Source organism: Kastovskya adunca (assembly GCF_059505785.1).
This window is the reverse complement of record NZ_JCACLG010000032.1, coordinates 162,095-172,859: the sequence shown is the minus strand read 5'-3', so window position 1 is coordinate 172,859 and position 10,765 is coordinate 162,095. Positions and strand designations below refer to the sequence as shown.

Genomic DNA, 10,765 nt, shown 5'->3' with positions numbered 1-10,765 from the left:
CGGAAGAACCAGACACCGATCAGGGCGGTTCAGTAGACAATCCCCCCACGACGCAAGAGCCAGACACCGATGAGGATGGCTCAAACCCGGATAAGGAGGAGGATGAGGAAGAGGAGGAACCAATACCAACCCCAGTTGAAGAGCCGCTACCGCCAGATGACGGTTCACCTCCGGATGTGGAGGTACCAGTACCAACGCCAGTTAAAGAGCCGCTACCGCCAGACGACGGTTCACCTCCGGATGTGGAGGTACCAGTACTAACGCCAGTTAAAGAGCCGCTACCGCCAGACGACGGTTCACCTCCGGATGTGGAGGTACCAGTACTAACGCCAGTTAAAGAGCCGCTACCGCCAGACGACGGTTCACCTCCGAATGTGGAGGTACCAGTACCAACGCCAGTTAAAGAGCCGCTACCGCCAGATGACGGTAATCGTGGTGAGCAGCCAAGAAGCGATCGCAATAACGAACCCTCAAGGGGTACGAACCAACCGCTAACTAGGGATGCTGAAACTCCGAACCTGGAAGAGCCTATTTCCTCCGACAAAATGAGAGAAATGGCTTCCACTTCTTTGCAGTTGTCAAATTCTATTTCGACAGCCTCATCATCAACGTCAACTCAAACTAATTTAGAGAGGGAGTCGTCAACCGGGTCTGCCACTTCATTCGATCCAGTTTTTGTCCTTGAAGAAGCATTCACCCAAGAATATGAGGAGTACTTTGGTCGTCCCTTTAAGGGGCGGGTGAAAACGACGGAAGATGCTCGTGAAATGACTCACGACTTGGAACAGGCGATTGGTGTCAATAGTGCAATTGTTTATGTAAGTTTCACACCAGCACTGATTACACCGGAGGGAAGTCAGTGCCAGAGCGCTTCAGTGTCTTCGCCACAACTTACCAGAAGTGATCGCCGCTTTGGTTTTCGGAGATCAGAGGTTTATCAACAGCTACAGAGTAGCCAAGGGCAGACAGGCGATTGTTCAAACCCTGGCAGTGACCAGCTAGAAGTTCTGGTGATTACCGCAGACGGTCAACCGATTCGGCAGCGAGTAGCGTCAGCAACGCGTGCTCAAGTTTTAGCGGCGGCGGAAGAATTTCGCCGGGAGCTGACTAATCCTACAAAGACGAACACCACTAGTTATCTATCTTCAGCACAACAACTTTACCAATGGCTGATTAAACCTTTGGAAAAAGAGTTAGAAGCCCAAGAGATAGAAAACCTAGTATTTGTAATGGATTCGGGTTTGCGATCGCTACCAATTGCTGCTCTGCACGACGGGAAGCAATTCCTGGTGGAGCGCTATAGCACAGGTATGATTCCTAGCTTAAGCTTGACGGAGGGTAAGCACCAGAACATCGAAAATGCCCAGGCTTTGGCAATGGGAGCCTCTAGGTTTCCCAATGACGCGCCTTTGCCCGCCGTACCCGTGGAATTAAATGTAATTACAGAGAAAGTATGGCAGGGCAAGTCTTACCTCAACGAAAACTTCACCCTAGAGAATCTCCGTAAAGCCCGGAGCCAAGAACGGTTCCGCATTCTTCACCTGGCAACCCATGCTGAGTTTTCTCCGGGTTCACCAGAAAACTCCTACATTCAAATGTGGGATCGTAAGCTGCGCTTAGGTGAACTACGGCAGTTGGGCTTAGCCGACTCAGTACTCGATTTGCTAGTCCTTAGCGCTTGTCGTACTGCCCTAGGAGACGAAGAAGCTGAACTAGGTTTTGCTGGTTCGGCATTGGCAGCCGGGGTGAAATCGACCCTAGCCACCCTGTGGTATGTCAAAGATGAAGGCACCTTAGGGCTGATGACTGAGTTTTATCGGCAACTTGGTGAAACACCAATGAAATCTGAAGCCTTGCGACAAGCGCAAGTCGCTATGCTGCGGGGAGAAGTCAAAATTGAAAATGGTAAGTTGCTTGGTTCTAAGGGCAATATTTCTTTACCCCCAGAGTTGGTAGCACTCGGAAACAAAGACCTTTCCCATCCCTTCTTCTGGGCAGCATTCACGCTGGTAGGTGAGCCATGGTAGAGATATGAGGAGCACCTAGAGCAGGGGAGCAGGGGAGCAGGGGAGCAGGGGAGCGGGGGAGAGAAAAATTGACAACAATTAGCCATTACTCCAATCGCCTATTTCATACTTCACCCTTCATACTTCATACTTCATACTTTCTCCCCTACTCACCGACTCAGGACTCTCTTATCCTTATGTGCCCGGCTTCTCATGGTGTTCGTAAGCGGTAACGATTCGCTGTACTAAGGGATTGCGTACCACATCGCCTTGAGTGAGACTACAGAAGGCAATGCCTTCAACAGATTGCAGAATTTTTTGAGCGACAGCTAGACCAGAGGATTGGTGAAGTGGTAAGTCTGTTTGGGTAATGTCGCCCGTGACAACCATACGGGAATGGAACCCTAGGCGCGTCAGCACCATTTTCATCTGAGCTGGGGTGGTGTTTTGTGCCTCATCGACAATCACAAAAGCATTGGTTAGGGTACGTCCCCGCATGTAAGCCAGAGGCGCAACTTCGATGATCCCGCGTTCCATTAAGCTAGGAATTTTCTCAGCATCAATCACCTCGTACAGGGCGTCGTAAAGAGGACGCAAAAACGGGTCGATTTTTTGCTGTAAGTCTCCGGGGAGGAAGCCGAGTTTTTCTCCGGCTTCAACGGCAGGTCGTGTCAAGATTAGTCGCTCGTACTGATTGGCGAGGAGAGCTTGAGCGGCGAGAATGACGGCTAGGAATGTTTTGCCTGTACCGGCAGGCCCGATGCAAAAGGTCAAGTCGTGGCTTAGTACTGCCTTGATATACTGCCGTTGTCGGAATGTTTTGGCACGGATGACTTCGCCCCGGCGAGTGCGAGCGAGAATGTCTTGCTGTAAGTCTTGTAATTCGCCTTGTTGTTGGGTATCGAGGGCATGGCTAGCCGTGAGGATATCCACCCCTGTGATGCTTTTGCCCTCTTTCCAGTAAGGTCGTAGCGATCGCACTAAAGATACCGCACGCTCAACTTGTTTTTCAGTTCCAGAAATTACTAATTCTTGCCCCCGCAGGACTAAGATAGCTCCAGTTTGGCGGGCTAGAGTTTTGATGTTTTCTTCCCGCTCTCCGGCTAGAGCGATCGCACTTTCAGTTGTTGGCAGCTCGATTGTCTGCAATGCCTCACTCATGTGTCTTGCTGTCTCATTTGCAGATCAAAGAACACAAAAAAACGCCCGAGCAAATTGCAAGCGACATTACCGCTCAGGCGTTGCAGTTGACTATTTATCCTACAGATTCTGCCTGGATTCAAGGCTGGTTTCACACCCGTTTAATCACGACTTAGCTTCATGGTATAGAAAAAGGGATTGAAACGGCTAAGGACGAGGCTTGGGGGTTGGTTTAGGCAAAGAGGAAGGTCGTACCACCTGCTTTTCACCTGTATGCCCTCCAGAGCCGCTATCTCGATAGGACGAGGATGAGCTTCCCTGAGCGTCGTAAATATCCAGGTTTACTGACTCACCCACCGCTTGAGCAGCCGCTTGAATCACCGTGCGAATGGCTTGAATATTGCGTCCACCTCGACCAAAAACCCGGCCTTTATCTGCACCTTCAAACGCCAACCGAATCCAGGCTCTTGCCCTCGCTGGCGATCGCTCACAGTCGATACTCAGCGACTCTGGCGACTCCAAAAATGGCTCAATGAGAAATTTCACTAAACCAATATAGTCAGGCGTTGAATTTTGCAGTGGCGTTGCCGGATTTTCAGGCACGGACTTGCTCAAAGACATTAGCTTTGCGAAGAATACTACGCACGGTTTCTGTCGGTTGGGCACCCTCTTTAAGGCGCTGCACGATCCTGGGAACATCTAGACGAGTTTCATCGGTTCTAGGGTTGTAGAAACCTAGTTCCTCCAGAGGACGCCCATCACGACGAGCCTCGCTCTTAATCGCCACAATCCGGTAACTTACCTGACGTTTTTTGCCGTATCTCTTTAATCTTAGTTTGACCATCTTAAAGTAATAATTCTCCTGTTTGATTCTACGCTATTGTTTTGGTTCGTTGTTAGTTGCTAGCGAATGGCGCGTTAGCTAAGGGCGAATAGCAAGGAGTGACGCCAGCCCTTAACCAGCCACCAATCCCTACAATTGACCAAAACCTTTCTTCTTCTTCTCCTTTTTCTTTTTCTTTCCACCCGCACCGGAGTAACCGCGCCAGCCTTGTTGTGACGGACGGTTGCCACCCCCACCCATGCCGCCAAACATATCACCCATACCACCGCCCATTCCCGGCATTCCTGGCATCCGACCTTGACCCATTTGCTGCATCAGAGTCCGCATTTTGGTAAAGTCACTCACCAAACCGCTAACATCCGTCTCCGAGAAACCCGAACCACGGGCAATGCGGCGACGACGGCTAGGAGAACTCGCCAGTAAATCTGGATTGCGGCGCTCCTCCACTGTCATTGAGTTGATCATTGCTTCCGACTGCTTCAGCTTGCTTTCACCTTGTTGCAGTTGGTCGCTCGTCAGCTTGTTCATCCCCGGAATCATCTTCATCAAACCGCCGAGGGAACCCATGTTTTTCAGCAGCCGCATCTGCTTCAAGAAATCGCTGAAGTCAAACTGTGCCTTCAGCATTTTCTCTTGCATCTTCTCGGCATCTGTAATGTCAATCTCTTCCTGGGCTTTTTCTACCAGGGTGAGGACATCTCCCATACCGAGAATCCGCGATGCCATCCGCTCAGGGTAAAAGGGCTGCAACGCTTCTACCTTTTCACCCACACCGACAAACTTAATTGGCTGACCGGAAACCCGCCGCACCGATAGCGCTGCACCACCACGACTATCGCCATCTAACTTGGTGAGAATCGCGCCCGTGATGCCAATTTGCTCTTGGAAGGTGCGAGTCAGGTTGGCTGCCTCTTGACCCGTCATGGCATCCACCACCAACAGCGTTTCGTGGGGGTGAACCGTTTCCTTGATCCGGGCAAGCTCTGCCATCATACTGGTGTCAATCTGCAAGCGTCCGGCGGTGTCAATGATCACCGTACTGACGCCCATTTCCTTCGCCCGTTCTACACCCTGACGGGCAATTTCTACAGGGTCGGCATCCTTTCCCAGCTCAAACACAGGTACGTCAATTTGTTGACCTAGGGTAATTAACTGGTCAATCGCCGCAGGACGATAAACGTCTGTTGCTACCAACAAACTACTGCGGTTTTGCTTACGCAGATGTAACGCCAGTTTGGCTGACGCTGTCGTTTTACCCGTTCCTTGCAAACCCGCCATCAAAACAATCGTTGGGGCAGTGTCTGCCTGGGCTAGGGGAACATTCGTTTCCCCCATCACAGCCACTAACTCGTCGTAGACAATTTTGATGAACTGCTGATCGGGTCGCACGCCAGAAATGACCTCAGCGCCCTGGGCTTTAGCTTCCACATCAGCAATAAAGTCTTTGACGACTTGCAAATTCACATCTGCCGCTAACAGAGCACGACGCACCTCGCGCAGGGCTTCTTGAATATTAGACGCGGAAATTTTATTTTGACCCCGCAACTGCTTCCAGGCGTCTTCTAAGCGTTCCGCTAAGGCATCAAACATATGTCAATTCTTCTCTATCATCTCTATGTATTAAGCCTAGTCTGTCGCATCAACTTTTGACAGTTGCCTTGACTGGGTATCAACAAGTCTCTTTTTGTCTTCCTCTATCTCTGTCGGGTTGAGGCTTGTTGATCAACCTGTCGTTGCCAAGCGCGATCGCATTTATTGCTCCGAGGTACAACTGAGAATCGGCAACCTACCTACAAAATCTTGTGTCCGTATAAATACCGTCACTTTTTCCTGGGTTGATAGTCTGACCTCTAAATTGACGCTCCCCTGCTCCCCAAAAAATTGTAAAGATTTGTATTCCAGGGGGCTTTCTGTAGCGAATGTTACAGAAATGCATGATAGTATTAATCAAGTAAGAGAAATTATAAAAACAACAAGGAAAATTCAACTATGTCTTCCACCCAAGAACAAGCTCGTGCTTTGATGATGCGCCACCACCACCTCGTCAAGAATCGTCAGCAATCTATGCTCGGTCGCTCTGCCGTAGAAGCTGGTATGGAGGTTGATGGCACCGAATACTGGAACGACATCCAAGGCAAGCTCAATCCTAGCTTTCAAGCAAGTTATGACCGTAGCGGTGCCTCACTGAGTTAATCCATTTCCCAATAGGCTAGAGTTCTCTGTAAAAATTGGGTATTTTGGCATTCAGGCAAGCTCCTTGTTTTTTAAGCTTGAATCAGAAATTTTTCTATAAGATACGAAACAGGGTGTTCTTCTTTCGAGAAGGACACCCTGAATCTTTTTAACCGTGTGGTAGGCATTTGCCAATTGAGACTGGCTGTAAGAGTACTCCGAAAATTGCTGTAATACCGCTCAGGAGCAAAGGCTCATCGTCCCGAAATTAGTACTGAAAGCGACATTTAAATTTTCCAAAGATTCCACTAACCACCCCACCTCTTCTTTGCTATGAGTTTCGTAGTGGCTAAAGAGAATTGAAAATCGCTTTTCTAAGTGACACTTCACTTGGCGACAGAGTAGGACAATTTTTAGCAAAAGCCCAATTGTGGGAGTAACGCCTAGATTACTCGTGAGGTCAGAAAAGATGTAGTGGTTAGGTCGTTGGGAACTTTCTACTACCAAAAAATCTACCAATTTCCTACAAGTTCTCAGCAGTAGTGCGTCGTTAAGTTCTTGTTCGTTGTGCTGAGGGAGGCTATTTTGCAGTTGCTGATAGAGTTGCCGATTGAACTGATATTTGCCGTAGCTGGGGTCAACAGAAGCAGTCAGATGTTCGTAAAGTTCGTCTTTGAAGGTGCGGTAGCAGGAAGTCCAACGACTGTAGGTGAGAAACTGTTGGGCTGAGTCGTGATAGGTGTTAGAGCCTTCGACTTTTCCGGTAAAGTGCTTAAGAGCGGAGTCGAGTTGGCAATCGCTCAACAATGTGGGGTTAACCGGTTGCACCTCTTTCTGGCTCAGGCTGCTGTTATTGAAATTCGCTTTATCCCCGCAGAGAGTACGAGAGTGCTGTAGCTGTTGATAAGTCAGGTATTTGGACAAGTCGATTTCCAGCTGTCGCTGTCGTCGGTCTCGAATTAAACGCACCTTGTGTCGCTGTTCATCGGTGCTGTCACTGGTCAATATGCAGTGTTCGTAGATGCAGGGATAGCGACGAATTAAACTCCCCAACGGTTTAGCGCTGGCGTTACTACTGCATTCACCCGTCTCTTTCATCACTTGCGCTAGACGGTACAGCACTATATATTGCTGCGTTTGGGTGAAACACTGCACCAGTTGGCGCAGACGCCATGTTGTCTTCGATACTGCCAATCCCTCCGGTTTTGCCTCAAACAACGCCATGAGTTCTGCAACGGCACTTTGTAGTTGGGGGTGACTCAGCCAGCGGTTGATGAGAATGTAGCAGCTACGGTTAAGAATAAATTTGAATCCCTGTTCGGCAGAATCAGATGCGACAATTCGCTCTAACGCTCTGCGGACGTAGGGGTCGGGATAATCAACGCCATTAATAAATAGATGGTAAAAGCGATTAATCAGCCGACTGGGTGGTTCTACCTCGACGCACTTTAGCAAATGAGTGTATAACACCTGCTCTTCTTGTATCGTCGGGCGATTGGAAAAGTTTAACCGGGAATCCATAACCACTAGTACCCCCAGCGGTAAGAAGCTGTCTTCGAGCAATGGCAACACCTGCTATCAGGGGTGGTATTGATCAAGTCTTCTGCAAGGCTGGGATTGAGCATCATACGAGTATCAAGAAAAGTACAGAGGAATGGCTCCAAACGACGAACTGATGCAGGGAAAGGCTGTTAACTGCTATCAAATTCAGTGTTTGATGACGTTTATGAAGGGTGGTTCTTGATTTATTGTCTATTGCCGTTACACCTGAAAATTTGCATAGATACGAGAAAGATGACGTTTTTGTGACTATATCAAGCGATCGCGCCGCATTTGAGCGGGTAAGACCTAAAATACATCCAAAGTTAAAAGGAAGTTTAGCACTCCTATTGCCATTGTGCTTCCGTAGGGGGCTTTAACTTGAATCTAATCCAGAGTCCGGAGTCGGCAATCGATCAGCTTTTTCTCACCTGCAACATTTGGTTGCCACCTTTTTGAAACTCGTAAGGCACCTGCTGAATCGCCAAGTGGTAACCTTGTGTCTCTAAGCGATTTACTATCGGTGAGAGGAGTGGCGATCGCTCTCCAGAAAGATTCAACAACGGAAAAATCCGCACCTCACTGGCAATGCGGCAAAGTTCCAGGATGGCAGCGAGGTGAAAGTCTTCTGAGAGCAAATCGGAATAGGTAAACAGCAAGTGAGAGCAAAGCGCTAAATCGAATTGATTGGTGCCAAAGGGTAGCACGGGCAATTCTGCTGTAATGTAACGCCCTTGCTGCTTTCCCCTGGGCAAATCTTCCAGAAATTGCTGCATCGCCTCAAGGCGAATTTGTCCGAGTTGTTCCGGTGAGGGGATCGCCTGCCAAACATAGTTTTCCCGGTTGGCGCTAGTGCCTTCTATAACGGTCTGATAAACTTCCTGGATGCGCTGTCGTATTTGTGTCGTCCTAAACTGATAAATCGGGTCACAAGAAACCACTGAATAACCCTGACGAGTCATTTCTGCATTAAAGCTCGCCGGGCCACCGCCACAATCGAGTATTGTTCGTTTAAAATCATCAGGTTGCAGGTCAAACATCCTGATATATTCGTCAAGCGATCGCCCCCAGGGAATGACCTCCTCTAGTTTGAAGCCCATCAGAAAACCTCCAATCAGTTGTCAGGGTACAACAGGCACATTAACACCACAATGAAACTTTGGCGCGAGACTCTGGCTGTAGCACAACGGATCTTGATTGAATTGTTACGGCGGCGACGCAGCCTGTTTTTCTGGAGTATTTTTCCGATTTCTGTCTTGTTGCTCAACGGCTATATTTTGGCAGAACGTGCCAATTTATCTATGGCGATCGCCTTTGAAAACGCCGCCCCCTCAACTTTGGTAGGTGCGGCGCTGTTCTTTAGTTGCTTAGGGGGTAGTGTCGCCACGGTTGTTGCAGAGCGAGAACAGCAAACCCTCAAACGATTATTTATCTCACCGTTGAGCGGTACAGCTTATTTTTTAGGAATTTTTCTGGCTCATAGTTGTATTGGAATCGGTCAAACATTTTTGGTTTATGCGATCGCTAGCTTCTGGGGCGCTCAGTTCAATGGCTCTATTTTGCTAGGGGGGCTGATCGTTTTGCTGAGTATCGCGTCTTATGTGGGAGTTGGCTTTGTGCTAGGAACTCAGTTAGCTCGTCGTACCGAGGATGTCAACGCCTTAGTCGCCACGTTTGGTGTCCCCCTCTTGATTTTGGGGGGAGCATTTCTGCCGACGGCTTTATTTCCGCAGAATTTGCTGAGAATTGCCCAATTTAACCCGATATACCACATGAATGAGGCATTACTAGGAGTTTCGGCTGTGGGAGATGGATTAGCAGATATTGCATCACACTTTTGGTTTCTGTGTGTCTTCGCTGCCTTAATGGTTGCAGCCGGATGGCTGTCTTATCGGCGAATGCTCAGCGTTGAAAGGAGCCTATAAGTTGTGTTGAAAATCAAGAAGCTAAACAAGTCTTACGGTAAGCGCCAGGTTCTTGAAGATTTAACGCTACATATCCCAACTGGAGAAATTTATGGCTTACTAGGGCCCAATGGTGCGGGTAAAACGACCACAATTAACATTATTTGTAACTTGCTCAAAGCCGATAGTGGGGCGATCGCTATTAACAATCAATCGGTTTCGGAGGCAACAAAGCGGCTGATTGGCATCGCTCCCCAAGAAAATTTGCTGTATAAAACCCTGACTTGTGAAGAGAATTTAAACTTCTTTGCTCGGCTCTATGGTTTACGGGGTCAGCGGTTGCGACAACAGGTGCAGATTTGTTTGGAGGCGGTTAACTTGACTAGTCGCGCCAAAAGTCCGGTGGAGACGCTGAGTGGAGGAATGCAGCGGCGGATGAATATGGCGATCGCTCTGGTTCACCAACCTAAGCTGGTGATTTTAGATGAGCCGACGACAGGATTAGATATCGAAACGCGATATGAAATTTGGGAATTGATTCGGCAGTTGCAGCGTCAGGGCGTGACGATTTTGCTGACTACCCATCTTTTAGATGAAGCCGAACGGCTCTCCTCCCGCATTGGCATTCTCAAAAATGGTCGTATCCTGGCAGAAGGGAGCATGGAACAACTACGGCAGCGCATCCCAGCCAAAGAGATGGCGATCGTGCGGACGGCGGAGGAGGAAAAGGCGATCGCTCGTGCCTATGAGCATGGCTTTATCCCTCGACGCTATGGCAACGACCTCGCTTTTTGGCTGCCAGAGCAACTAGAACTCAAAGATCTCATTGCCCGTTTCGATCAAATCCCCCTCGATTCTATTGCCCGTCAACCTGTAGGTTTAGAACATATCTATTTAGAGGTTACACAGGGCACTGTAGATGAATGTCACTGACTTGAGGGAAAGAGAGATTTTCTTGAGAAAAGCCCAGTTTGGGGAGCTTTCCCCCAATCCCCCCACTGGGGGATGAGTGCCTCCCCCAGACCCCCTGCACAAGGTTTGATCGGTTTTCTTAAGTCAGTAGATAAATAAAGATAGGAAAAGCATTACTCTTCCATAGGACTATCTTCGCGCTCAGTTAACTTGACAATCTCTGTGCAAGTTCTACCATCACCTAACAG

General features: G+C 48.8%; 10 protein-coding genes. 4 read left to right on the top strand and 6 right to left on the bottom strand.

Annotation, left to right across the window (positions count from 1 at the left end; genetic code table 11):
- The coding region (locus AC5JR3_RS12425; protein WP_495846384.1) for a CHAT domain-containing protein at positions 1-2,027 on the top strand (2,027 nt) is incomplete at its 5' end.
- A gap of 174 nt (positions 2,028-2,201) precedes the next feature.
- On the opposite strand, the gene AC5JR3_RS12420 is transcribed toward AC5JR3_RS12425, so the two are convergent.
- The 4 genes from AC5JR3_RS12420 to ffh form a co-directional block, all read right to left on the bottom strand.
- Positions 2,202-3,167, bottom strand: coding sequence for a PhoH family protein (locus AC5JR3_RS12420; protein ID WP_495846382.1), 966 nt, complete (start codon positions 3,165-3,167; stop codon positions 2,202-2,204).
- Positions 3,168-3,353: 186 nt separating this feature from the next.
- On the bottom strand, positions 3,354-3,767 hold the full coding sequence (locus AC5JR3_RS12415) for a KH domain-containing protein (RefSeq protein ID WP_495846380.1): 414 nt from the start codon (positions 3,765-3,767) through the stop codon (positions 3,354-3,356).
- The gene (rpsP, locus tag AC5JR3_RS12410; protein WP_495846378.1) at positions 3,742-3,990 is read right to left on the bottom strand and encodes a 30S ribosomal protein S16; all 249 of its coding nucleotides are present in this window, start codon (positions 3,988-3,990) and stop codon (positions 3,742-3,744) included. Before rpsP ends, AC5JR3_RS12415 begins: the two co-directional genes overlap by 26 nt.
- A gap of 129 nt (positions 3,991-4,119) precedes the next feature.
- On the bottom strand, positions 4,120-5,580 hold the full coding sequence (gene ffh / locus AC5JR3_RS12405) for a signal recognition particle protein (protein ID WP_495846376.1): 1,461 nt from the start codon (positions 5,578-5,580) through the stop codon (positions 4,120-4,122).
- A gap of 399 nt (positions 5,581-5,979) precedes the next feature.
- Between ffh and gifA the strand changes: the two genes are divergently transcribed.
- Entirely contained in the window at positions 5,980-6,183 is a 204-nt protein-coding gene (gene gifA, locus AC5JR3_RS12400; RefSeq protein WP_495846374.1) for a glutamine synthetase inactivation factor IF7A, read from the top strand.
- Between the two features lie 219 nt (positions 6,184-6,402).
- On the opposite strand, the gene AC5JR3_RS12395 is transcribed toward gifA, so the two are convergent.
- Both AC5JR3_RS12395 and AC5JR3_RS12390 read right to left on the bottom strand, forming a co-directional pair.
- Positions 6,403-7,734 (bottom strand): Sll1247 family protein, encoded by a 1,332-nt coding sequence (locus tag AC5JR3_RS12395; RefSeq protein ID WP_495846372.1) that lies wholly within the window; start codon positions 7,732-7,734, stop codon positions 6,403-6,405.
- A gap of 383 nt (positions 7,735-8,117) precedes the next feature.
- Complete coding sequence (locus AC5JR3_RS12390) at positions 8,118-8,801, bottom strand: class I SAM-dependent methyltransferase (protein ID WP_495846370.1); 684 nt, start codon at positions 8,799-8,801, stop codon at positions 8,118-8,120.
- A gap of 51 nt (positions 8,802-8,852) precedes the next feature.
- Between AC5JR3_RS12390 and AC5JR3_RS12385 the strand changes: the two genes are divergently transcribed.
- Together AC5JR3_RS12385 and AC5JR3_RS12380 are read left to right on the top strand one after the other, a co-directional pair.
- Complete coding sequence (locus AC5JR3_RS12385) at positions 8,853-9,626, top strand: ABC transporter permease (RefSeq protein WP_495846368.1); 774 nt, start codon at positions 8,853-8,855, stop codon at positions 9,624-9,626.
- 3 nt (positions 9,627-9,629) lie between these two features.
- The gene (locus AC5JR3_RS12380) at positions 9,630-10,538 is read left to right on the top strand and encodes an ABC transporter ATP-binding protein (RefSeq protein ID WP_495846367.1); all 909 of its coding nucleotides are present in this window, start codon (positions 9,630-9,632) and stop codon (positions 10,536-10,538) included.
- Positions 10,539-10,765: the final 227 nt, after the last annotated feature.